The organism is Neorhizobium galegae, assembly GCF_017877055.1.
Classification (GTDB): Bacteria; Pseudomonadota; Alphaproteobacteria; order Rhizobiales; family Rhizobiaceae; genus Neorhizobium; species Neorhizobium galegae_D.
In genome coordinates, this window is record NZ_JAGIPG010000002.1 from 168,042 (window position 1) to 191,025 (window position 22,984).

The 22,984-nt window shown below is 63.6% G+C and carries 21 protein-coding genes; 11 read left to right on the forward strand and 10 right to left on the reverse strand.

The window, feature by feature from the left end; all coding sequences use genetic code 11:
- Positions 1-21 precede the first annotated feature (21 nt).
- Both J2857_RS11045 and J2857_RS11050 read left to right on the forward strand, forming a co-directional pair.
- Positions 22-699: a response regulator gene (locus J2857_RS11045; RefSeq protein ID WP_210010254.1), complete on the forward strand. Its 678-nt coding sequence runs from the start codon at positions 22-24 to the stop codon at positions 697-699.
- Positions 696-2,108 (forward strand): sensor histidine kinase, encoded by a 1,413-nt coding sequence (locus tag J2857_RS11050; RefSeq protein ID WP_210010255.1) that lies wholly within the window; start codon positions 696-698, stop codon positions 2,106-2,108. The genes J2857_RS11045 and J2857_RS11050 overlap by 4 nt, the downstream gene beginning before the upstream one ends.
- Positions 2,109-2,166: 58 nt before the next feature.
- On the opposite strand, the gene nagA is transcribed toward J2857_RS11050, so the two are convergent.
- From nagA to J2857_RS11070, 4 genes are read right to left on the reverse strand one after another with little or no spacing between them, the layout of a single operon-like run.
- The gene (nagA, locus tag J2857_RS11055) at positions 2,167-3,327 is read right to left on the reverse strand and encodes an N-acetylglucosamine-6-phosphate deacetylase (RefSeq protein WP_210010256.1); all 1,161 of its coding nucleotides are present in this window, start codon (positions 3,325-3,327) and stop codon (positions 2,167-2,169) included.
- Positions 3,324-4,355, reverse strand: coding sequence for an SIS domain-containing protein (locus tag J2857_RS11060; protein WP_210010257.1), 1,032 nt, complete (start codon positions 4,353-4,355; stop codon positions 3,324-3,326). Before J2857_RS11060 ends, nagA begins: the two co-directional genes overlap by 4 nt.
- Before the next feature lie 17 nt (positions 4,356-4,372).
- Positions 4,373-5,137, reverse strand: coding sequence for a GntR family transcriptional regulator (locus J2857_RS11065; protein WP_210010258.1), 765 nt, complete (start codon positions 5,135-5,137; stop codon positions 4,373-4,375).
- Positions 5,134-6,021, reverse strand: a complete 888-nt coding sequence (locus tag J2857_RS11070; RefSeq protein WP_210010259.1) for an N-acetylglucosamine kinase — start codon at positions 6,019-6,021, stop codon at positions 5,134-5,136. Before J2857_RS11070 ends, J2857_RS11065 begins: the two co-directional genes overlap by 4 nt.
- Before the next feature lie 80 nt (positions 6,022-6,101).
- On the opposite strand from J2857_RS11070, the gene J2857_RS31245 reads away from it, so the two are divergent.
- The 7 genes from J2857_RS31245 to J2857_RS11100 all read left to right on the forward strand — a co-directional run bounded on the left by J2857_RS31245 (position 6,102) and on the right by J2857_RS11100 (position 12,546).
- Positions 6,102-6,233, forward strand: coding sequence for a hypothetical protein (locus tag J2857_RS31245; RefSeq protein WP_281068616.1), 132 nt, complete (start codon positions 6,102-6,104; stop codon positions 6,231-6,233).
- On the forward strand, positions 6,230-7,144 hold the full coding sequence (locus J2857_RS11075) for an N-acetylmuramic acid 6-phosphate etherase (protein ID WP_210010260.1): 915 nt from the start codon (positions 6,230-6,232) through the stop codon (positions 7,142-7,144). Before J2857_RS31245 ends, J2857_RS11075 begins: the two co-directional genes overlap by 4 nt.
- A 26-nt stretch (positions 7,145-7,170) precedes the next feature.
- Positions 7,171-8,439 carry an ABC transporter substrate-binding protein gene (locus J2857_RS11080; RefSeq protein WP_210010261.1) on the forward strand — a complete coding sequence of 423 codons (1,269 nt, stop codon included), beginning with the start codon at positions 7,171-7,173 and terminating at the stop codon, positions 8,437-8,439.
- Between the two features lie 212 nt (positions 8,440-8,651).
- On the forward strand, positions 8,652-9,602 hold the full coding sequence (locus J2857_RS11085) for a carbohydrate ABC transporter permease (RefSeq protein WP_210010262.1): 951 nt from the start codon (positions 8,652-8,654) through the stop codon (positions 9,600-9,602).
- A gap of 15 nt (positions 9,603-9,617) precedes the next feature.
- Entirely contained in the window at positions 9,618-10,457 is an 840-nt protein-coding gene (locus J2857_RS11090; protein ID WP_210010263.1) for a carbohydrate ABC transporter permease, read from the forward strand.
- The gene (locus J2857_RS11095) at positions 10,454-11,518 is read left to right on the forward strand and encodes a Gfo/Idh/MocA family protein (RefSeq protein WP_210010264.1); all 1,065 of its coding nucleotides are present in this window, start codon (positions 10,454-10,456) and stop codon (positions 11,516-11,518) included. Before J2857_RS11090 ends, J2857_RS11095 begins: the two co-directional genes overlap by 4 nt.
- Positions 11,519-11,544: 26 nt before the next feature.
- Entirely contained in the window at positions 11,545-12,546 is a 1,002-nt protein-coding gene (locus J2857_RS11100) for an ABC transporter ATP-binding protein (protein WP_210010265.1), read from the forward strand.
- A gap of 3 nt (positions 12,547-12,549) precedes the next feature.
- Here J2857_RS11100 and J2857_RS11105 read toward each other — a convergent pair whose 3' ends face one another.
- The 6 genes from J2857_RS11105 to J2857_RS11130 are packed head-to-tail and all read right to left on the reverse strand — an operon-like array spanning position 12,550 to position 19,078.
- Positions 12,550-13,449: a carbohydrate kinase family protein gene (locus J2857_RS11105; protein WP_210010266.1), complete on the reverse strand. Its 900-nt coding sequence runs from the start codon at positions 13,447-13,449 to the stop codon at positions 12,550-12,552.
- A complete protein-coding gene (locus J2857_RS11110; RefSeq protein WP_210010267.1) occupies positions 13,446-14,486 on the reverse strand; it encodes an ABC transporter ATP-binding protein in 1,041 nt (346 codons plus the stop codon). Before J2857_RS11110 ends, J2857_RS11105 begins: the two co-directional genes overlap by 4 nt.
- Entirely contained in the window at positions 14,486-16,000 is a 1,515-nt protein-coding gene (gene argH, locus J2857_RS11115; protein WP_210010268.1) for an argininosuccinate lyase, read from the reverse strand. Before argH ends, J2857_RS11110 begins: the two co-directional genes overlap by 1 nt.
- A gap of 4 nt (positions 16,001-16,004) precedes the next feature.
- Positions 16,005-16,847 (reverse strand): carbohydrate ABC transporter permease, encoded by an 843-nt coding sequence (locus J2857_RS11120; protein WP_210010269.1) that lies wholly within the window; start codon positions 16,845-16,847, stop codon positions 16,005-16,007.
- Positions 16,844-17,797 carry a carbohydrate ABC transporter permease gene (locus J2857_RS11125; protein WP_210010270.1) on the reverse strand — a complete coding sequence of 318 codons (954 nt, stop codon included), beginning with the start codon at positions 17,795-17,797 and terminating at the stop codon, positions 16,844-16,846. The genes J2857_RS11120 and J2857_RS11125 overlap by 4 nt, the downstream gene beginning before the upstream one ends.
- A 15-nt stretch (positions 17,798-17,812) precedes the next feature.
- Positions 17,813-19,078 (reverse strand): extracellular solute-binding protein, encoded by a 1,266-nt coding sequence (locus J2857_RS11130; RefSeq protein ID WP_210010271.1) that lies wholly within the window; start codon positions 19,076-19,078, stop codon positions 17,813-17,815.
- Positions 19,079-19,327: 249 nt separating this feature from the next.
- Between J2857_RS11130 and J2857_RS11135 the strand changes: the two genes are divergently transcribed.
- Together J2857_RS11135 and J2857_RS11140 are read left to right on the forward strand one after the other, a co-directional pair.
- Positions 19,328-20,554, forward strand: a complete 1,227-nt coding sequence (locus tag J2857_RS11135) for an ROK family protein (protein WP_210010272.1) — start codon at positions 19,328-19,330, stop codon at positions 20,552-20,554.
- Positions 20,555-20,572: 18 nt separating this feature from the next.
- Complete coding sequence (locus J2857_RS11140; protein ID WP_210010273.1) at positions 20,573-22,975, forward strand: PIG-L family deacetylase; 2,403 nt, start codon at positions 20,573-20,575, stop codon at positions 22,973-22,975.
- Positions 22,976-22,984 lie beyond the last annotated feature (9 nt).

Sequence of the window (22,984 nt, forward strand, 5' to 3'; positions counted from 1 at the left end):
CTGCGGAAGCGGGGAGATTTCGTGCGTATTCTTCTGGTCGAGGACAATCAGGCGCTGGCCGAGGGGCTGTCGACGATCCTGCGCGGCAGCGGTTATGCGGTCGATGCGGTCGCCGACGGTGCTTCCGCCGAGGCGGTCGCCGCCGCGGAGACTTACGACCTCGTGATTCTCGACCTGAACCTGCCGGAAATGGATGGGCTCGACGTGCTGCGGGCCATGCGGGCGCGGGCGAACAAGGCGGCTGTGATGATCCTGACCGCTCGCGGCACGCCGGAGGAGCGGGTGAAGGGGCTTGATCTCGGCGCCGACGACTACATGATCAAGCCGTTCGACATCTCGGAATTCGAGGCGCGCATCCGCGTGTTGCTGCGCCGGCAGGCGGGCCTCAGAAGCTCGATCGTCAACTACGGCGGCGTCACCTTCGACCTGAACTCGCGCACCTTTTCCTGCCAGGGCGTGCCGCTCGACCTGCCGGCGCGAGAAGTCGCGCTTCTGGAACTGCTCTTCCTCCGCGCCGGCAAGGTGGTCTCCAAGGACGCGATCATGGCGTCGCTGACCGGCTTCGACGACGACCTTTCCGCCAATGCCATCGAGCAATATGTGAGCCGCCTGCGCCGGCGTCTCGCCCCGCACGGGCTCACGGTGAAGACCGCTCGCGGCATCGGCTATTATCTCGAAACCACGGCACCGACGGCATGACATCCGTCTCTCACGGCGACCAACCCGCACCGCCGATTGCCGCCTATTCCCTGCGCCGACGACTGCTCGCCTGGCTTCTCGTCTCGACGGCGGTGATCGGCACGATTGCCATGGCCGATACCTGGGACGAGGCGGTCGATACGGCCAACGAAGTGTCCGACCGGGTGTTGGCCGGCTCGGCACTGGCGATCGCCGAGCGGGTGATCGTCGCCGAGGACGGTTCGCTCGAAGTCGACATCCCCTATGTGGCCCTGGAAATGCTGACGTCGGCGGCCCAGGACCGGGTGTTCTACCGCGTCGATGGGCCGCCCGGAAAATTCATCACCGGCTATCAGACGCTGCCGTCTATCCCGCGCCGCGAGGGTCAGGCGGCCGCTTTCGAGAATGCCACCTTCCGCGGTGAGCCGATCCGGGTGGCGGCGCTCGCCCGTTCGGCCTCCACGGGCATCAATTCCGTGCCCTTCACCGTCACCGTGGCGGAAACCACCATCGCCCGCCAGCAGTTGACGCAGACGATCCTGATCCGCTCGGCGCTGCGCCTTCTGTTCATGATCGTCGGCGCCGCGATCATCGTCTGGGTGGCGGTCACGCTGTCGCTCCGGCCGCTCTACCGTTTCAGCGAGGCGATCGCCGAACGCAGCCCGGACGACCTTCACCCGATTGGCGAGCGGGTGCCGAACGAGGTGCAGGGCCTCGTCGATACGGTCAATTCCTTCATGGTGCGGCTCGAAAGCGCGCTCGAGGCGTTGAGGCACTTCACCGGCAATGCCAGCCACCAGCTGCGCACGCCGCTCACCATCATCCGCACCCAGCTGGCGCTTGCAGCCCGTGCGACCGAACTTGACGAGGTCAAGGACGCTGCCCGCAAGGCGGACGAGGCAGTGGCGGATGCCGAGCGTATTCTCGCCCAGCTTCTGCTGATGGCCAAGATCGACGCGGCTACCCGCTCCGCCTCGATGCAGCGGGTCGACCTGACCGCGCTTGCGCGGGGGGCTACGGCTGACAACGTGCCCCTTGCCGCCGATGCCGGCATCGATCTCGGCTTCGAGGGGGAGGGGGAGATCATGGTCTCCGCCGAACCGTTGCTGATCGGCGAGTTGATGAAGAACCTGATCGGCAATGCGCTGCTCTACGCCGGCCACGGCGCGGAGGTCACCGTGCGAGTCAAGCTCGAAGACGCTACCGCGCTGCTGGAGATCGAGGACGACGGCCCCGGCATCCCGCTGGAAAAACGAGCCTCCGTGCTGAAACGCTTCGAACGCGGCGACCGCTCCGACAAATTAGGCACCGGCCTCGGACTGCCGATCGTGGAGGAGATCGCCCGCCTGCACGGCGCGACGATGGCCCTCGCGGACGGTCGCGGGGGCAGGGGGCTGAAGGTCCAGATACGGTTTCCGGTAGCCGGCTAATGGTATGGCCGCCCTGAGCGGTTGGATGAGGGGCGACACAGAGTCAGCCGCGGCGCCCCTATTCCTGATGCACCTTAGCCCCGCCGATCCAAGTGCTCTTCATGCCGAGCTGATCACTCAGCAGCACGAAATCCGCATCGAATCCGGGCTTCAGCGCCCCCTTGCGGTCCGCAAGGTAAGCGGCTTCCGCCGGATAGGTGGATGCCATGCGCAACGCCTCTTCGACCGGCAGGTCGAGCACCTCATGTGCAAACCGCACCGAGGAGATCATGTCGATATCAGCACCGGCGAGCGTGCCGTCCGCAAGCGTCAGGCGCCCGTCCTGCCGCAGGATCTCGCGGCCGTTCAGCGTAAAGCTCTTCATGTCGGTGCCGATGGTCGACATCGCGTCGGTGACGATGAAGATCTTGCCCGGCCCGTTTTTTGCCCGCAGGGCTGCGCCCATCGCGGCCGGATGGACATGGATGCCATCGGCAATGATCCCGGCATGAAGCGAACCGATATCGAGTGCCGCGCCGACGACGCCCGGCTGGCGATGGCCGAGCGGGCTCATGGCATTGAAGAGATGGGTGACGGTGCGGACGCCTGCCTCGGCATAGGTCTTGGCTGTCTCGTAGGTCGTGTCGGTGTGGCCGAGACTGACCATGAAGCCCGCCTGCGCCAGTCGCGCGGCTTGCTCCGTCGTCACATTTTCCGGGGCGATCGTGATCATCATCGCATCGAACACCCCTTTGCAGGAGAGCATCAGTTCGATGTCCTTCTCCTCCATCGGCCGGATCAGCTTCGGATCATGCGCGCCCTTGCGCGCCACCGAAAGATGCGGGCCTTCGAGGTGCAGGCCGAGGAAACCCGGCACGCCTTCGGCTTTCGCCTGCTTGCCGGCCTCCACGGTTCTCGACGTGACCTCGTAGGTGTCGGTGATCAGCGTCGGCAACAGCGCCGTCGTGCCGAACTTGGCATGCGCGGCGCAGATCTGCCTGAGACCGGCCACTGTCGGCTCCTCGTTCAAAAGCACACCGCCGCCGCCATTCACCTGCAGGTCGATGAAACCCGGCGCGATCAGTCCGCCCCCGGCATCGATCCTCTCGATGTTTTCCGGCAGCTTAACCGTCGACTGGATCGCCTCGATCTTGCCGCCCGCAAAGATGAGCGCAGCATCCTCGTGCCAGAAGGTGCCGTCGAAAATGCGCGCGCCGGTAATCGCCTTGGACGTGCTCATAGCGTCTCGGTCACCTTCTTGAGCGCCACCGGCGCATCCGGGTTGAACCCCTTGGCGCGCGACCAGGCCTCGACGAAACCGTAAAACGGCAGGATGAGCGTCAGTGCATCGGTGATCGGATGGCCGGTCGCCACGAAAGGCAGGCGGCGAGCGGCCTTGACCTTGTCGGATGTCGCAAAGGCAAGCGCGCCCTTGGCCGAGAGGCTGTCGGCGATTTCGATGGCCGAGGCTTCCGCTGCGTCGCGCGCCGCAAAGGTGACGACCGGGAAACGCCTTTCGACCAGAGCCACGGGGCCATGCAGCACTTCGGCCGCCGAATAGGCCTCGGCATGCATGTTGGAAGTTTCCTTGAACTTCAGCGCCGCTTCGCTCGCGATCGCCAGCGCCGGGCCGCGGCCGAGCATGTAGAGGGATTCCGCATCGCCGAGCTCGTTTGCAAGCGCGCTCCAGTCGAGCTTGACCGCCTTTTCGAAATGCCCCGGCAGGTCGCGGACGGCGGCCTTGAGCGCCTCGTCGCCGACCCATTCCGACAGCAGAGCGAGGCCCGCAACGATCGAGTTGACGAAGGATTTCGTCGCCGCGACCGCCAGTTCCGGCCCGGCATTGATATCGATGGCGTAGTTTGAGGCGCTGGCGATCGGCGAGGGCAGCGTATTGGTGAGAGCCACGGTGACGGCGCCGGCCTTGGTCGCGGCCTCCGTCATCGCGACGATGTCCGGGCTCTTGCCGGATTGCGAAATGGCAATTGCCGCACCGCCGTCGAGTTTTAGCCTGGCGCCGTAGATCGAGGCGAGCGACGGCCCGAGCGAGGCGACCGGCCGGCCGGCGGTGAGTTCGACGGCATATTTGATGAAGGTCGCCGCATGGTCGGAAGAGCCGCGCGCGATGGTGATCAGAAAGGCCGGATCTTTTTCGCGCAGCGCGCGGCCGGCAGCGGCAAGTTCGGCCGCCGAACCGTCGAGCAGACGGGCCGCCGCTTCCGGTATCTCGTCGATCTCTCTGCGCATGTTGGTCATATTGGTCAGCATAACATCGTCCTCGAAGGTCAGTTTTCGCCGAGCGAGAGCTCGGCCACGAAATCATAGGCGTCGCCGCGATAGAGCGAGCGGGTGAGTTCCACGACCCGGCCGGATGCCAGGTAGGAAACCCGCTCGATCGAAAGCCCGGCGGAACCGACCGGCACGGCCAGCAATCCCGCATCCGGGTTCTTCATATTGCATGCCGATATCCGCTGTATGGCGCGCACCGGTCTGGCATCTTTTTTTTCAAGCTCGACATAGAGCGAACTGGTCACGGCCGAAGGATCCGGCAGAAAATCGGCGGAAATGCTGGCCCGTTCGATTGCCAGTGGCATGTCGTTGCCGAGGCGCAGGCGGCCGAGCCGCGCGACCTTTTCCCCAGGCGCGAGGCCCAGCATCATCATCTCTTCGGGTGAGGGGTGGAAAAGCCCGCGTTCCAGCCATTCGGATCGCGTCACCAGGCCGCGCCGGGCCATGTCCTCGGTAAACGAGGTGAGGCGGGTCAGCGGCTGCTCGACGCGCGACATCGGCTTGACTACGAACGTGCCGGAACCGTGCCTTCGGGTCAGCAGCCCGTCCTTGACGAGATCATCGACGGCCTTGCGCACCGTGACGCGGCTTACATTGGCATAGTCTGCGAGGTCGCGTTCGGCCGGCAAGGCGTCGCCGTGGCCGAGCTTGCCGGTGCGGATCGCATCTTCGAGACTCTGGCGCAGTTTTCGGTAAAGCGGGCCGGTACCGGCCGATTGCAGGCCGTCGAGCGGCAGGATGGCGGCGAGTGTCTGGTTCATGCGCGAAACTCCGCCCGCGCACCATAGGTCTTGACGGCAAGCGCCACCGCTCCGGTCAGCGCATCGGCGAGCGGTTCGGAAAGCCGGGCGCGATGCCGTTCTGCCAGATATTCGGGATAAAGAGGCGCAAGCCCGCCGAGCAGGCAGAGCCGGCCCTTGCCCTTGGTGATCCCGTTGACCGCATCGAGCGCCTCGTCGATGCCGCTTGCCCCGGCCCTGAGGATCCGGATGGCCGCCTCGTCGCCCTGCCGCGCAAACTCGAACACTTTCGGGGTATGGCGCCCGAAATCGCCGGGTTTCGCAAGCCGGGCGAAATCGACGACCTTTTCCGGATTGCCATCGAACTCTGCGAGAATGGCCTTCGACAGGCCAGTCATCGGGTGGATGTTGTCATAGGCGAGCAGGCTTTCCTGCAGCGCGAGCTGGCCGAGCCGCGCGCCGCTGCCGAGGTCGCTGACCTGAAAACCCCAGCCGGCGACCGAATGCAGCCTGCCCTGATGCCGGGCGATATAGACCGTACCGGTGCCGACGATCCCGATCGCTCCATCCTCGTCGCCGATTGCTCCCTGCAGCGCGATTACACCGTCCGAAACGATATCCGACTGCTTGAAAGGCAGCCGCGCCTGCACGTAGCTCACCGCATCGCCGACATTGTTGCCGGCAAGGCCGAGAACGGCAGACGTGGCGGAAAGGTCGGGTTCCAGCCCCGCCTCAGCAAAGGCGAGACGGGATGCCTCGGCGATATGCTTCAGGGCTGTGTCGGGATCGGTCAGGATATTGGAGGCGCCGCTCTTGCCGCGGCCAAGGATGGTGCCATTTCCGTCAGCCAATGCCGCCCGGCAACTTGTTCCACCGCCATCGATTCCGATAAAATAGGCCGTCATGGGTACCTCCGGGGCAAATAATACCAAAAAAGTACCAATATCCAAGCATGATTTCAGAAATCTCCAACAGCAGGCTTCATATGCCTGAAAATATTGCCATATTTCCTGGAGCTCTTGCCGAAGTTATCGATCCGTTCATAAAAGTTAATTTTCCTTCTGGACAATTGGTATTTTTTTGGCATCATTTTGGACTAGAGGGAGAAACCGGATGAGCAGAACTGCCACCGAAGCAAGACATGGGAAAGCGGAAGGACTCGATACGCTCGCGTCCGCCGAAATCCTTGCGCTTCTCGCATCCGGTCAGCAGGCGGCAGCAGAGGTTGTCGATCATGCCATTCCCGCGATCGCCAGGGCCGCCGATCTCGTCGCTGCCGCTTTGAAGTCCGGCGGCAAGGTAATCTATGCCGGCGCGGGCAGCGCGGGCCTGGTGGCGATGGCCGATGCGATGGAGCTCCCCGGCACCTACGGCATCCCGCCTGGGCAGATCGCCATCCTGTTTGCCGGCGGTATTCCGAACGTAGCTGATCTGCCTGGCGGTCCCGAAGACGACGCGTCGCTTGGTGAACGCGACGCCGATATTATCGCCGCGGCGGATTGCGTCATTTGTGTCTCTGCCAGTGGTTCGACGCCCTACACCGTCGCGGTTGCCGAGACCGCAAAACGCCATGGCGCGAAACTCGTGGCAATGGCCAACAATGCCGGCGCAAAGCTGTTCGAGGGCGCCGATGCGGCGATCCTGCTTGAAACGCCGCCGGAAGTGGTCGCCGGCTCCACCCGCATGGGTGCTGCGACGGCCCAAAAGATCGCCTTCAACATGCTGTCGACGCTGACTGCCGTCAAACTCGGCCACGTGCATGACGGCCACATGGTCAATCTGCGCGCCGACAACGGCAAGCTGCGCATCCGCGCCGCCCGCATGGTGGCCGATATCGCCGGCATCGGGTTCGACGAGGCCCGTGCCTGGGTCGAGGCCTCCGAAGGCTCTGTCAAGGTCGCGGTCCTGCTTGCAGCCGGCGCGGCTGATGTCGAGGCCGCCAAGGCCTTGCTTTTTCATTCGGAAGATGTGCTGCGCGTAGCGCTTGCCGAATTGCAGGCGTCCAAGAGTTCCATGAAGCGCGCCTGAAAGGCGCATATAAAAGGGAGAACATCGTGACTCGCATATTGAAAAGCATTCTTTTTGCCACGACCGTGCTCGCCCCCGCGGGCCTTGTCGCCACCGGGGCATCCGCACAGACAGCCAACCTCACCATCGAGAGCTGGCGCAATGACGACCTGCCGATCTGGCAGCAGAAGATCATTCCCGCCTTCGAAGCCAAGAACCCCGGCATCAAGGTAACCTTCGCGCCGATGGCGCCGACGGAATACAATTCCGCAGTCAACGCCAAGCTCGAAGCCGGCACCGCGGGCGACCTCATCACCTGCCGTCCGTTCGACCTGTCGCTCGCCATGTTCCAGAAGGGCCAGCTCGCCTCGCTGAACGACCTGCCGGGCATTTCCAACTTCTCCGACGTCGGCAAGTCCGCCTGGAGCACCGACGACGGCAAGACCACTTTCTGCGTGCCGATGGCCTCCGTCATCCATGGCTTCATCTACAACAAGAAGGCCTTCGCGGACGCGGGCGTCCAGGTCCCGAAGACCGAGGACGAGTTCTTCGCGGTCCTCGAAAAATTCAAGAAGGACGGCAAATACATCCCGCTCGCCATGGGCACCAAGGACCAGTGGGAAGCGGCGACCATGGGCTATTACAATATCGGCCCGAACTACTGGAAGGGCGAGGACGGCCGCAAGGCATTGATCGCAGGCAAGGAAAAGCTGACCGACGCCGACTGGGTCGAGCCTTACAAGACGCTCGCCAAGTGGAAGCCTTATCTCGGCGACGGTTTCGAAGCCCAGACCTATCCGGACAGCCAGAACCTCTTCACCCTCGGCCGCGCCGCCATCTATCCGGCCGGCTCCTGGGAAATCGCCCCGTTCAAGGCGCAGGCCGATTTCGAAATGGGCGCCTTCCCGCCGCCGGTCAAGAAGGCCGGCGATACCTGCTACATTTCCGACCATAACGACATCGGCATCGGCCTCAATGCCAAGGGCAAGAACCTCGAAGCCGCCAAGAAATTCCTCTCCTGGGTCGCTTCGCCGGAATTTGCCGATCTCTATGCCAACGCGGCACCTGGCTTCTTCAGCCTCAATTCGACGCCGGTGAAGATGACTGACACGCTCGCCCAGGAATTCGTCTCCTGGCGCCAGAACTGCAAGCCGACGATCCGCCCGAGTGCTGCCATCGTCGGCCGCGGCCAGCCGAACCTCGACCTCGAAATGTGGCGCGTCTCGGCCAATGTCATCAACGGCACCCAGACTCCGGAACAGGCCGCTGCCGAAACCCAGAAGGGCCTCGACAGCTGGTACAAGCCGGCGAAGTAAGCCTCCGCCTCTGGCGATCAAAGACTGCCCTCCACCTAACCCTCTCTCCGCTTGCGGGGAGAGGGGACTTGCCCCACGATGCCTTTGAAAGCACGGAAACGGCGCGGCATATCCCTTCTCTCCGTCGAGACGGCGAGAAAGTGCCGGCAGGCGGATGAGGGGCACCGCTATGAAGTCATTCTGAAAAATACAAACCACCGGAACCCAAAACCATGAGCGATACCGAAATGGCCGATATCGAAACGGTGCCGGTGAAACGCCCGATCCGCTGGCATATCGCCGTTTTCCTGGCGCCGGCCTTCCTGGTCTATACGGCGGTGATGATCCTGCCGCTGATCGAGACGCTCAGGCTGTCGCTGTTCAACATGGTCGAGGGCCAGCTCGCCTTCGTCGGCCTCAACAATTTCAGGACCCTGTTCAGCGATCCGAGGCTTTCGGCCGATTTCTGGAATGCGCTGGGCAACAACGTCGTCTTCTTTATCATCCACATGGCTGTGCAGAACCCGGTCGGCATTGCAATCGCCGCCATGCTGTCGCTGCCGGGCCTGCGGTTCGCAGCCTTCTATCGCTCGGCGATCTTCGTGCCGACGCTTTTGTCCTTCGTCATCGTCGGCTTCATCTGGAAGCTCATCCTCTCGCCGATCTGGGGCATCGCGCCGAGCCTGATGGATCTGGTCGGCCTGAAATGGGCCTTCGCGCCCTGGCTCGGCAAGGCCGAAACCGCGCTGATCGCCGTGTCGCTGATCTCCGTCTGGCAATATGTCGGCATCCCGATGATGCTGATCTATGCGGCGCTGCTCAACATCCCGGACGAAGTGTTGGAAGCGGCCGAATGCGACGGCATTACCGGCTGGAGCCAGTTCTGGAAGATCAAGCTGCCGCTCATCCTGCCCTCGATCGGCATCGTTTCGGTGCTGACCTTCGTCGGCAATTTCAACGCCTTCGACCTGATCTACACGGTACAGGGCGCGCTTGCCGGCCCCAACGGCTCGACCGACATTCTCGGCACGCTGCTCTACCGCACCTTCTTCGGTTTCCAGAACCAGATGGGCGACCGCTCCATGGGTGCGACGATTGCCGCCGTGATGTTCCTCATCATCCTCGCCGGCGTCGCGCTCTATCTTTTCGTCATCCAGCGGCGCATGCGCCGTTACCAGTTCTAAAAGGGAGCGTCAGACATGTCGAAAGCCCGCTCCGCCCCGATCCGTGCCGCCTTCATCCACCTGGCGCTGATCGCCTACACCCTGGTGGCGCTGTTTCCGGTGTTCCTGACGCTGGTCAATTCGTTCAAGAGCCGCAGTGCAATCTTCAGCCAGCCGATGGCCCTGCCAACCCCCTCGACCTTCAGCCTGATCGGTTACCAGACCGTGCTGAACCAGGGCAATTTCGTCGGCTATTTCCAGAACAGCCTGATCGTCACGGTCGTCTCGATCGCGCTGGTCCTGCTGTTCGGTGCGATGGCCGCCTTTGCGCTGTCCGAATACCGCTTCCGCGGCAACACCCTGATGGGGCTCTATCTGGCACTCGGCATCATGATCCCGATCCGATTGGGCACCGTAGCGATCCTGCAGGGCATGGTCGCGGCCGGCCTCGTCAACACGCTGACTTCGCTCATCCTGGTCTATACGGCGCAAGGCCTGCCGCTTGCGATCTTCATCCTGTCAGAATTCATGCGCACCGTTTCCGACGATCTGAAGAGCGCCGGCCGCATCGACGGACTGTCCGAATACGCGATCTTTTTCCGTCTCGTCCTGCCGCTGGTGCGGCCCGCCATGGCGACGGTCGCGGTCTTCACCATGATCCCGATCTGGAACGACCTCTGGTTTCCGCTGATCCTCGCCCCTGGCGAGGCCACCAAGACGGTGACCCTGGGCGCCCAGATGTTCATCGGCCAGTTCGTCACCAACTGGAACGCGGTGCTCTCGGCCCTGTCGCTGGCGATCCTGCCGGTCATGGTTCTCTACGTCATCTTCTCGCGGCAACTGATCCGCGGCATCACCTCCGGAGCCGTCAAGTGACATCGTCCACCCGCCCCATCCGCGTGCTCGTCGCCGGCCTCGGCAACATGGGCAGGAGCCATGCGCTCGCCTATCACGACAATCCCGGTTTCGAGATCGTCGGCCTCGTCAACCGCTCGAAGCGCGACCTGCCGGCCGGGCTCGAAGCCTATCCGCTCTTCACGGATTTCGAGCAGGCGCTGAGCAAGACCAAACCGGATCTCTGCTCGATCAACACCTATTCCGATACCCATGCGGACTATGCAATCATGGCCTTCGAGGCCGGCTGCGACGTCTTCGTCGAGAAGCCGCTGGCGACAACGGTCGCCGATGCCGAGCGCGTCGTTGCGGCGGCGAAGAAGCACGGCCGAAAGCTGGTGGTTGGGTATATCCTCCGCCATCATCCCTCCTGGATGCGGCTGATCGAGGAAGCCAGAAAGCTCGGGCCGCCCTTCGTCTTCCGCATGAACCTCAACCAGCAGTCCTCCGGCGCTAAGTGGGACGTCCACAAGGCGCTGATGCAGACCACCTCGCCGATCGTCGATTGCGGCGTGCACTACGTCGATGTCTGGTGCCAGATCACCGATGCCAAGGCCGTCGAGGTGCGCGGCATGGGCCTGCGCATGACGGAAGAAGTTGCGCCGGACATGTACAATTACGGCCACATGCAGGTCCTGTTCGAGGACGGCTCGGTCGGCTGGTACGAGGCGGGCTGGGGGCCGATGATGTCGGAAATGGCCTTCTTCGTGAAGGACGTCATGTCGCCCAGGGGCTCGGTCTCGATCCTCGTCGATGCGAAGGCAAAATCCGACGATATCGATACGCACACCAAGACTTCGGTCATCCGCGTCCATTCGGCCGAAACCGGTGCCGACGGCCAGTTCGTCCGGCGCGACGAGGATCTCGCCATGACCGGCGAACCGGATCACCAGAAACTCTGCGATCTGGAACAGGCCTATGTCCTGAAAGCCATCTGCGAAAATATCGATCTCACCCGGCACATGAACGACGCCGTCCAGTCGCTGCGCATCTGCCTTGCGGCCGACGAGAGCGTGCGCACCGGCGCGCCCGTCCGCCTGTAAAAGCCTAGTTTTTAAGGAAAACGCCCTTGGGTTCGCTTCAACTGAAATCCATCCGCAAGGCCTTCGGCAATAACGAGGTGCTGAAGGGCATCGACCTCGAGGTCAAGGACGGTGAGTTCGTGATCTTCGTCGGCCCCTCCGGCTGCGGCAAGTCCACGCTGCTGCGGGTCATCGCCGGCCTCGAGGATGCCACCTCCGGTTCGATCCGCATCGACGGCCAGGAAATGGCGACGACCCCGCCGGCAAAACGCGGCATCGCCATGGTCTTCCAGTCCTACGCGCTGTATCCGCACCTGACGGTCAAGGACAATATGGGCCTCGGCCTGAAACAGGCTGGCACGGAAAAGGCGGAGATCGACACCCGCGTCGCCAAGGCCGCCGGCATGTTGTCGCTCGATCCCTATCTCGCCCGCCGTCCGGCGGAACTGTCCGGCGGCCAGCGCCAGCGCGTCGCGATCGGCCGTGCCATCGTTCGTGAACCGAAACTCTTCCTGTTCGACGAGCCGCTGTCGAACCTCGATGCGGCGCTCCGCGTCCAGACCCGCCTGGAGATCGCCGGCCTGCACCGGCGCCTGAAGGCGACGATGATCTATGTCACCCACGACCAGGTCGAGGCGATGACGCTCGCCGACAAGATCGTCGTTCTCAACGCCGGTGCGATCGAGCAGATCGGCTCGCCGATGGAGCTCTACAACAAGCCGGCCAACGTCTTCGTCGCCGGTTTCATCGGCTCGCCGCAGATGAATTTCATTCCGGCGGAAAAGCTGGGAGATACAGGCGCCAAGACGATCGGAGTTCGCCCCGAACATATCGCCCTGTCGCGCGAAAGCGGTGACTGGAAGGGCAAGGTCATCCATGTCGAACATCTCGGCGCCGACACGATCGTCTATCTGGAGACAGAGGCGACCGGCCTTTTGACCGTCCGCCTGTTCGGCGAACATGCCTATGCGCCCGACGACGTGGTGTTCGCGACGCCGGACAGGGCGAGCCTGCACCGCTTCGACGCCAACGACCGCGCCATCGTCTGAAGCCTAATCGTTGCTCGCAAGCAGCTTGGCGCCGCCGGCCGCCTGCACGGCCCGGCTGCCGAACCGGATGCCGGCGCGCAAGGCGGCTTCTTCCGACGCCTTGTTCAGCCAGGCATCGATGAAGCCGGCATTAAAGGCATCGCCGGCCCCGGTCGTGTCGATCACCGGCACGGTCTCGGCCGGCGCATGCAGCATCCGACCGTTCGACATCAGCCAGGCGCCTTCAGAACCACCCTTCAGCAGAACCAGCGGAAAGGCGAGCGACAGCTTGGCGAGCGCGACTTCCGGATCGGCCGATCCGGTGATCGCTTCCGCCTCTTCGAGATTGGGCAGGAACAGGTCGACGCCCTCGCAGGCCTTGAGCAGGCCGCGATCATAGATCAGCGTCGCATCCCAGCTCGGATCGAGCGAAACGGTCAGACCCTTGTCCTTGGCGCGGGAAACGAGGTCCGGAATCTCGTGCAGCGTCGCATATTCGGCGATGTGCAGGTGGCGGACGTCGTCCCAGTCGAGAGCGGCTTCGAGCGTCGCGGGAAGCGCAGGCCCGGCGCGCCGGGTGAGGAAGGCACGATCCTGGCCGACCACGGCGGCGACCGTCACCTGCGGCCCGGCATCTTCCGCATGTTCGATGAAACGCAGATCGACGCCGCTGTCCCGGATCTGCTCTTCGACGCCTGATGACAGCGAATCCGTCCCGAGCCGGGCGGCCAGCGCCACCCTGCGGCCCGCATGGGCAAGATGTGCTGCTGCGATAAAGGCGCCGCCGCCGGCCGCGATCTCCATGCCGCTGGCAAAGATCTCACGCCCGAGCACCGGCAGATGGCCGAGGCCTGTGAAAATCAGGTCACAATAAATCCGCCCGATGCTGAGCACCGCGGATCTCGTCTCTGCATGCGTCATCATGAACGGCCCAGAAATCTCTCTGTGCTGGCATCGAAGAGGTAAAGGTCACCGGGAGCGGCTTCGCAGGTGAGTGTACTTCCGACCGCCGGCACGAATTTTTCACGCACGGTCGCGATGATCGGGGTGTCGGCCACATCCAGGTGCACTAGCGTTTCCGGTCCCAAGGGTTCGACGGCGGAGACCGTTCCGGTCACCGTGAAACTGCCACTCCCGGAGACTGTCGCGTGGGCGATCAAATCGTGCGGGCGCACGCCGATCAGGATATCGCCGGCCGGCGCCATTTCCACGCCCGACCCCTTCCGGCGGCCTCGCACGAGGTTCATCGACGGGCTGCCGATGAAGCGGGCGGTGAACACGTCGACCGGGGCATCGTAGAGCTCCGAAGGCGTGCCGACCTGCAGGATCACGCCATCCTTCATCACCACGATCCGGTCGGCCATGGTCATGGCCTCGATCTGGTCGTGGGTGACGTAGACGGTAGTCGTCTTCAGCCGCTGGTGCAGCCGCTTGATCTCGATGCGCATCTGGGCGCGGAGTTGGGCGTCAAGGTTGGAAAGCGGCTCATCGAACAGGAAGGCGGAGGGATCGCGCACCATGGCGCGGCCGATCGCGACGCGCTGGCGCTGGCCGCCGGAAAGGGCGGCGGGCCGGCGGTCGAGCAGGGCTTCGAGGCCGAGGATCTTGCCGGCCGCCTCGATCCGCTTGTCCTTCTCGGCCTTGCTGAGCTTCGACGTGTAAAGGCCGAAGCCGATATTCTGGCGCACCGTCATATGCGGATAGATCGCATAGTTCTGGAACACCATGGCGATGTTGCGCTGCTTCGGCTCGCGCTCGTTGACGACTTCCGAGCCGATCTTCAGCGTGCCACCGGAGATTTCCTCGAGGCCTGCGATCATCCTCAGCGTCGTCGATTTGCCGCAGCCGGACGGGCCGACGAAGACGACGAATTCGCCGTCGGCGATCTGGAGGTCGATGCCCTTGACTGCCTCGACCTTGCCGTAACGCTTTACCAGTTTTTCAAGTTCGATCGTCGCCATCAGCGGGCTCCCGTCAGGGCGGTGAATTTCTGGTTCAGTTCGGCTGCGGCCTTTGCCTCATGGTCCGCAGCCTTTTTGGCTTCGGCCTCGAAGGCGGCGAGCTTGTCGCGATAAGCTGTTATCGCAGCCTTCATCGGTTCCGGCGCGGGACCGCCGAAACGGGCGCGCACGGCGACGAAATGCTCGGGCGAGACGATTTGTCTGAATTTCTGGAGGTCGATCGAAGGTTTGCGGCCGGCCGAATGTTCAAAGGCTTTGAGGAAGGGTTCGTAACCGTCATTCGGCAGATCGCCCTTCGCTGCGACGACGCTCTTGGCTGTTGCTGCGGCAATCTCATGCGCCTCGCGGAACGAAAGGCCTTCGATGCGAACCAGCGAGTCGGCAAGCTCGGTAATGGTGATGCAGGAACGGCGGATATTCTGGTCGACGCGCTCCGGATCGATGCTGATCTGGGCGATCAGGGCTGCGAGCAGATCGAGCACCCGACCGGCGGAGGCGAACGCCTCGTAGCCCATGCCCTGCGTTTCGCCTTCGCTGTCGTTCATGTCGGTGAAGGGGGTATTATGCATCACGTCGAGAACCGTGCGCGCCCGGCCCATCGTCTGGCTGGCGAGGTGGCGCAGGTGTTCGATCGGCACCGGATTGCGCTTCTGCGGCATGATCGAGGAGATCTGCACCAGCGCGTTCGGCACGTAGATCTGCCCGACCTCGAAACTCGTCCAGAACTGGAAGTCCTGGATCAGGCGGCCGAGATGCAGGAACATCAGCCCGATCGCCGAATAGGTCGAGGTCGTGTAGTCCACGGCTGCGATGCAGCTATAGGAGTTGCGCAACGGCGCGGAAAAACCGAGCAGTTCGGCAAGACGGGCGCGGTCGATCGGGAAGCCGGACGTGGTGATCGCCGCAGCGCCCATCGGCGACAGGTCGACGATTTTCCGAGCTTCGGCGAACCGCTCGATATCGCGGATCAGCACCTCGATCGCGGCCGAGAGATAGTGCCCGAACGTGGTCGGCTGGGCCGGCTGGCCATGCGTATAGGCAACGATCAGCGTCGCCTTCTCGCGCTCCGCGGCATCGATCATCACGGCGAGCAGATTGCGGGCCTTGCCCATCAGCGCGTCGATCTTGTCCTTCAGGCCGAGCTTGAACAGCGTGTGGTCGATGTCGTTGCGCGACCGGGCGGTATGCAGCCGGCCGGCGATATCGACGCCGATGCGGGCCTTCAGCTCCTTCTCGATCAGGAAGAAGAAGTCTTCGACCTCGCCGGTATAGACGAGCTGGGACGGATCGATTTCCGTGTCGATCGCCTCCAATGCGCCGGCGATCTTGGCCGCCAGATCCTTGTCGAGGATGCCGGTCTCGACGAGCATCACGAGATGGGCGCGGTCGATCCGGCGGAAGCCGTCGACGTGGTGGCTCTTGGCGCCGTCGAAGAGCGGCCTGAGTACCGTTTCCTTGTAGACCGGATCGGGGAACTTGCTGGTGTCGGAAAGGCGCGGGTTGATGTCCGCCATGGCTTTATCCTTTCAGGCCCGCCAGCATCACACCGCGGACGATGTAGCGCTGCAGGACGAGGAAGACGAGAAGAGTGGGAAGGGTGGCGATCGCCGCCCCCGTCATGATCATTTCCCACTGGATGGATTGCTCGACCGCGAAGCTCGAAAGCCCGACCGGCAGCGTATAGAGTTCCTTGCTGGTAGTGACGATCAGCGGCCAGAAGAACGCCGTCCAGTTGCCGAGGAAGGTAAAGATGGCGAGCGCCGAAAGCGCAGGCGTCACCAGCGGCAGCGCCACTTTCCACCAGATCTGGAATTCGTTGAGCCCATCGACGCGCGCCGCCTCGATGAAGTCGTTCGGCACGGTTTCGAAGAACTGCTTCATCAGGAAGGTGCCGAAGGCCGTCATCATGCCGGGGAACATGATGCCCCAGTAGCTGTCCAGCCAGCCGAGCTGGCTCGACATCAGGTACCACGGGATGACCAGCATCTCGGTCGGGATCATCAGCGTCGAGAGGATCGCCAGGAAGATGAAATAGCGCCCGCGAAACTCGAACTTGGCGAGTGTATAGCCGACCAGGCTGTCGAAGAAGCAGTTCGAGAGCGTGACGAGGACGGCGATCAGCGTCGAGTTGAAGAACCAGCGCATGAACCGCCCGTCGGCGAGCACGGAGATATAGTTCGCCAGCGTCGGTGCCGCCGGGATGAGCCGCAGGTCGTAGATCTGGTCGGCCGTCTTCAGCGACGTCGAGAACATGAAGGCGATCGGCGAGACCATGATCAGGCCGCCGATGAACAGCACGGTCCAGGTGAGGATCAGGCCGGGGCGGACTTTGCCGTGGCTGAGGCGAGTGGCTTCGCTCATTTCTTTTCCCTCAGGATCCAGAGCTGCAGCAATGAGACGATCAGCAGGATGGTGAACAGCACCACCGTCTGCGCCGCCGCGTAACCCATCGCATAGGAGTTGAAGGCGGTCTGGTAGATCATCAGAACCAGCGGCTTGGTCGATCCGAGCGGTCCGCCGGGATCGTTGGTGGTCATGTTGTAGACCTGGTCGAAGATGCGCAGGAAGCCGATCGACGAGAACACCACGAGGAAGACGGTGGTGGGCTTCAGGAGCGGCAGCGTGATCTTGCGCAGGATCGCCCATTCTCCAAGCCCGTCGATGCGGGCCGCTTCGTAGAACGTGCCCGGAATGGCGCGCAGGCCCGCCATGAAGATGATGATCTGGAAGCCGAGGCCCGCCCAGATCGCCGTCACCATGATCGAGAACAGCGCCTGGTCGGTCGAGCGGATGAACGGCTGCTGCGGAATGCCGAGCATGCTGAACACGTCGTTGATGACGCCGATCGGCGGCGGCTGGTAGAACCAGCGCCAGACCCAGGCCATGGCGGCTGCGGTGGTCAGGAACGGCAGGAAATACAGCGCCCGGATGAAATTGTGCATGAAGCGGACGCGATCGAGGAAGAAGGCGATCGTGAAGGCGGTGACGAGGCTGATCGGCGTGCCGATGATCAGGTAGGTGAACGTGTTCTTGAACACCTTCCAGAACTGTGGGTCCTTGAAGAGCTTGATATAGTTGGCGAACCCGATGAATTTCGCCGGGCGCAGCAGGTCCCAGTTGGTGAACGACAGGTAGAAGGCCTGGAACGTCGGATAGAAGCGGATAATCGCGTAGAAGAGGATCGGCAGGGCAAGGAAACTCCAGACCCAGACGAGGCGTCGCGTCCGCATGGAAAAGCGGTCCCCGAAGGATGTTCCTCCGGGTCCGCCGGAGCGGCCTGACGCCGCCCCCTGCTGTTCAATCGCTGCCATGACCGGCTCCGTATCTTACGGCTTGGCCGAGTCGATGATTTCCTGCTCGGCCGCGGCCGCCTGCTTGATCGAGTCCTCGACGGACTGACCCTGCAGAAGGACGCGGTTCGCCATGTCGATTGCGTTCTGGCGCTGGCCGGCTTCGTCCATGAATAGCGTGGTGTGAGCGTATTCCAGGCCCTTCAGGAACGGTGCGTAGATCGGGTCCTTCAGGTTGGCCTCGGTCAGCGCTGCGGAGCGGAGCGCCGGCAGCTCGCCGACGGTCTTCAGCCAGATGTCCATGGCGGCAGGCGAGGTGATGTAGGCCAGGAACTTCTTCGAGGCTTCGAGCTCCTCGCCCTTCGCCTTGGCGCTGATGCCGTTGGCGAAATAGCTGGCATAGTTGGAACGCACGCCCTGTGCATTGGCCGGCAGTTCGGTCACGCCCCATTCGAAGTCCTTGATGCTCTTGAAGGCGCCGAGGCGGAAGGTGCCGTCGATGGTCATGCCGGCCTTGCCGCCGCGGAAGGCCGCCTGGCCTTCGTCCATGAAGCCGGCCGCGCCGATCTTCTTCTCGAGCTGGAGGCTGGTGTAGAATTTCAGGGCCTTGACGCCGGCTTCGCTGTTATAGGCGACCTTCTGGTCGTTGTCCGTATAGGGCACGCCGCCGAACTGGCGGATCAACACTTCACGCCACCACTGGTGGTCCTGGCCGCCCATGTCGAGCGTCGAACCTTCGACGATGAGGTTGCCGGAAGCATCGCGCTTGGCGATCTTCTGGGCGGCGGCAACGTATTCGTCGAGCGTCTTCGGCGGGTTGTTCGGGTCGAGGCCGGCCTCGGTGAAGAGTTTCTTGTTGTAGAACAGGGCGAGCGAGCGCACCGCGGTCGGCAGACCGTAATAGTCATCGCCGCGTTTCATCGCCTTGACGATCGGGAAGAAGTCGCTCTCGATCTTGGCATGCGGGAAGGCGTCCTTCGGAAGCGGGGCGAGGAGGCCGCCGGCGACGAACTTGTCGAGCCAGCCGTAGAAGAGTTGCATGACGTCGGGACCGTTGCCGGCCATGTTGGCGGCGATCACGCGCGTCTGGTAGTCGGCATAGGGGAAGGTGACCTGCTTGACCGTGATGCCCGGATTGGCCTTCTGGAACTCGGTGATGAGCTGGTCCATCGCCTTCACGCGCGTATCGAAGACATACTGCCAGTATTCGATTTCCACCGCCTGCGCGGCATTGAATGCGAACGTGCTGAAACCGGCGACGAGTCCGGCGAACAAAGTTGCCTTGCGCATGTGAGCCTCCATTTGCCCCGCCGGGTGCACCGGTCTTGGGGTCTGATTGTTCCCTGCATTCGGACGCGACCTGCAGCCCGACGCGTTTATTGGTTTTCGGGAGGCACTCCTCCCTTTCAAGCGCTGCGGCGCTTTGCCCCAGCCCTCCCCTTACGCTTTCCTGAGTGAGGTCGTTTGTCAATAAGATAATTTACTTGAATTATTCTATTGCGGGATGCCGTTTTCCGGCGTTATGAATTCTGCCAACCTAAGGTGGGCGAGATGACCATACACACGATCGGCACACACCCGGTGGCTATCGGCAAGAACCCCGAACGGAGCCGCGAGCACAATCGCCGCGTCGTGCTGGATGTGGTGCGCCGCCATGGTTCGCTCGGCCGCGCCCATATTGCCAAGCTCACCCAGCTGACCCCCCAGGCCGTCGCCAATATCGTCGATGAACTCGCCGGCGAGGGCCTGCTGATGGAGATGGGCCGGCTGAAATCCGGCCGCGGCCAGCCGCCGATCCAGTTCGCGGTCAACCCGGAAGGCGGCGCCACCATCGGTGTCGAAATTGCCGCTGATCACATGGTGACGGTGGCGCTCGATCTCTCCGGCGGCTTGAGGGCAAAGCGCATCACCCCGCTGAAAGATACCACCCCGGGGCACATTCTCCCCGCTTTCGCAGCCGAGCTTGCCGTCGTCACGGAACTGGTCGGAGCCAAGCTGCTCGGCACCGGCGTCGTCATGCCGGGTCCGTTCGAGATCGACGGCATGACCTCGGTCGGCCCCACGACGCTGCCGGGCTGGGCAGGCCTCGATGCCGCCCAGGCGCTCAGCGAAGCCTGCGGCCATACTGTGATCGTCGAAAACGACGCGACGGCCGCCGCCGTCGGCGAGCGGCTGTTCGGCGCGGGCCTGGCGATCTCCAATTTCTGCATGATCTATTTCGGCGTCGGTATCGGCCTTGGCATCATCCAGGACGGCGCGCCCTATCGCGGCGCCTTCGGCAATGCCGGCGAAATCGGTCACGTCACCGTCGTGCCGAAGGGCAGGCCGTGCCCTTCCTGCGGCCAGCTCGGCTGCCTGGAAGGTTATGTTTCCGCCTATGTGCTGAAGGAAAAACTGAGCTGTGTCGGTATTTCCGACACCGAGTTTTCCGATCTGGAAAAGCTCCATGCCGACCGCCATCCGATCGTCGAGGAATGGATCGACGAGGCGGCCACCTATCTCGGCCCGATGGTCGCCATGCTCGAAAACATCCTCGATCCGCAGACCGTCATCCTCGGTGGCGCGCTGCCGGATGCCATCATCGAGGACATCGTCGCCCGCATGGGCAACCTGCCGACCTCTGTCGCCAGCCGCAGGCAGCGCGACCTGCCCCGCGTTCTGCGCGGCCAGACGGGGCAATTGACCGCCGCGCTCGGCGCCGCCGCCCTTCCGCTTTTCGACATGGTGACGCCCAAGCTGGAGACCTCGCTTGCCGCGCTTGCCGATATTCCTGCCTGACCGATTGGAGAACCTTTCATGCTGACCGCCCGCGAACGCATCGAACGGCAGATGGCCGATCCCTCGCTCGTCCGGCTCCATCGCAAGCTGACGCGGCTGAAGTCGACGGTCACGATGATGAACACCGGCGCCCATCCCGACGACGAGCAGAACGGCATGCTCGCCTGGTTCCGCCTTGGCCTCGGCATGCGCGTCATCATCGCCTGCTCGACGCGCGGCGAGGGCGGCCAGAATGCGCTTGGGCCCGAGCGCCTCGGCCCGCTCGGCGTGATCCGCTCCCGCGAGCTGGAAGAGGCGGCCCGGGCGATCGACAGCGACGTCTCCTGGCTTGGCCACGGTCCCACCGACCCGGTCCACGATTTCGGCTTCTCCAAGGATGGCGACGCGACCTTCACCCGCTGGGGCGAGGCTCGCACGGTCGAGCGTCTGGTGCGCGCCTACCGCATGGAACGCCCGGATATCGTCATCCCGACCTTCCTCGACGTCCCCGGCCAGCACGGCCACCACCGCGCCATGACCCGCGCCGCCGAGACGGCGATTGCGCTCGCAGCCGACCCCAATGCCTATCCGGAACATTTCACCGAGGGCCTGAAACCCTGGAAGGTCGCCAAATATTATCTGCCGGCATGGTCCGGCGGCGGCGATACCTATGACGACGAAGTGCCGCCGCCGGATACGACGGTCACGGTTGTGGCCAAGGGCCGCGATCCGGCCACCGGCGCGGACTATGACCGGATCGGCGAGTGGTCGCGTTACTATCACGCGTCCCAGGGCATGGGCCACTGGCCGAAACGGCCGGAAAAGGACTGGCAGCTGCACCTGAAGCTCTCCGCCACGCGCTCGAAATCCGAGCAGTCGGTGCTTGAGGACCTGCCGGCATCGCTGGCCGTTCTTGCCGGTTTCGCCGGCCTGCCCGCCAATGTGGCGGGAGCCCTGCGTTCTGCGGATGCCGCCATCGCCGTTGCAATTGCGGCCTTCCCCGATCGCGATGCCATCATCAAGGCGCTGACCGAGGCCGCCGGCTGGCTGGATATCGTAGCCTCCGCCGCACCGGAAGAATTCACGACCCTGCAGGGCCACCGCATCGTCCGCAAGCAGACGGAAATCGATGCCGCCATCCTCGATGCGGCGGCGATCTTCGAGCGCGCCTATGCCGATCCCTCCGTCATTTCCCCAGGCGGTGCTGTGACGCTCACCGTCGAGCTCGGCGAAGGCGCTTCGAACCACAAGGTCGATGTCGCCCCGGTTCTCCCGGCGGGCGTGTCGTCCTCCGTCCAGTCGCTCGCCCATGACCGCGTATTCGCGCTGACGGCAGCATTGGATGCGCCGCTCTCGGGCCTCTACCTGCCCGTCTGGTCGGCGCTCGGCGGCAACGGCCATGCGCATGTAAAAATCTCGGCCGAGATCGGCGGACGCACGGTCTCCGGCACGTTCGATCTCGAAGAGCCGTTCGCGGTAACACCCGCCCAGTCGCTGACCCTGCTGCCGGATGCGCTGCTCGTGCCCCTCGGCGCCAAGCAGGCCGAATGGCCGATCAAGGCCAATGTCTCCGGCATCAACGCGCCGGTCTCCTTCAAGACGCCTGCCGGCTGGATGATGAAAAAGACCGATGACGGTTGGATCGCTTCTTCGACCGACGCGGCCAAGCCCGGACTCGTCGAGCTCGAACCGCAGATCGACGGCCGTCCGGCCTTCCAGGTCACCCCGATCGCCTACCGGCATATCGGCCGCACCGGTTTTCGCGCGCCCGCGACGCTGAAAATCCTGTCGGTTGACCTGAAGCTGCCCGAAGGCGCGCGGATCGGTTACGTCGGTGGCGGTGCCGACCGCGTCGGCCTGTGGCTCGCCCGCATGGGCCTCGACGTCACCGAACTCGACGTCCAGGCACTCTCTGGCGATCTCTCACGCTTCACCACGATCGTGATCGGCATCTTCGCCTTCGGCATCCGCAAGGACCTCGCCGCCGCCACCGAACGCCTGCACCGTTTCGTCGAAGAGGGCGGCCACCTCGTCACCCTCTACCACCGTCCGAGCGATGGCTGGGACCCGAACGAAACCCCTGTCCGCCGTATCGAGATCGGCTCGCCGTCGCTGCGCTGGCGCGTCACCGATCCGAAGGCCGAAGTCATGGTGCTCGCGCCCGACCACGTTCTCCTCAAGGGGCCGAACGTGATCGGTCCGGAAGACTGGCAGGGATGGGACAAGGAGCGCGGCCTCTATTTCGTCTCCCGCTGGGATGACGCCTACGAGCCGCTGCTGGCCATGCACGACGCCAACGAACAGCCGCTCAAAGGCGCGCTGATCTCAGGCGCCTTCGGCAGGGGCCGCCACACTCATACCAGCCTCGTGCTGCATCACCAGCTCGACAAGCTCGTGCCCGGCGCCTTCCGGCTGATGGCGAACCTCGTGCAGCCGGCGTGAGCACGGAGG